The 477-nt window shown below is 69.6% G+C and carries 1 protein-coding gene; it reads left to right on the forward strand.

What is annotated here, in order from left to right; genetic code table 11:
• Window positions 1-471 (forward strand): hypothetical protein (locus AACY52_RS30620; protein ID WP_339561432.1); only part of this gene is annotated, 471 nt, incomplete at its 5' end.
• Between the last annotated feature and the right edge of the window lie 6 nt (window positions 472-477).

The raw sequence follows: 477 nt of genomic DNA on the forward strand, positions 1-477 counted from the left end.
GCGAGCCTCGGCGGGCGCATTCCGCTGGTGGCGGACGACGGCGCGACCGAGGCGGGGCTCGAATCGACGATCGTGCTGGGGCGCGAGATCCTGCGACCGGGGCCGATTACGGCGGATGCGCTGGCTGGGGTTCTTGGCACCCTCCCAACCCCGGACGATCACCCCGGCGAACGCCGGGGCCCAGATGCGCCAGCGTCGGCAAGCTGGGACCGCACCATGATTTCCGAAGTGTCGCGACTGGGCCCCGGCGTACGCCGGGGTGGTGCTGGGGCGCAACTGGCCTGTTCAACAGCGATCCTCGGTCTTCAAGCCGTAACACCCGCCCTCGCCGCTCCGCACAGCGGTGTGCCGAAGGTCCGCACCGGGCCTGAACTCTCGGACATCGCCTTGTTCGTGGTGGCTGCAATCGGCGTGTTCGTGGTGCGCCGCGCTTTGCGCAAACGCTTCCTGAAGCGCCCGCCCAAGGATTGACGCGCG

The sequence above is a fragment of the Pseudomonas sp. EA_65y_Pfl1_P113 genome (assembly GCF_963970525.1).
Lineage (GTDB): Bacteria > Pseudomonadota > Gammaproteobacteria > Pseudomonadales > Pseudomonadaceae > Aquipseudomonas > Aquipseudomonas tritici.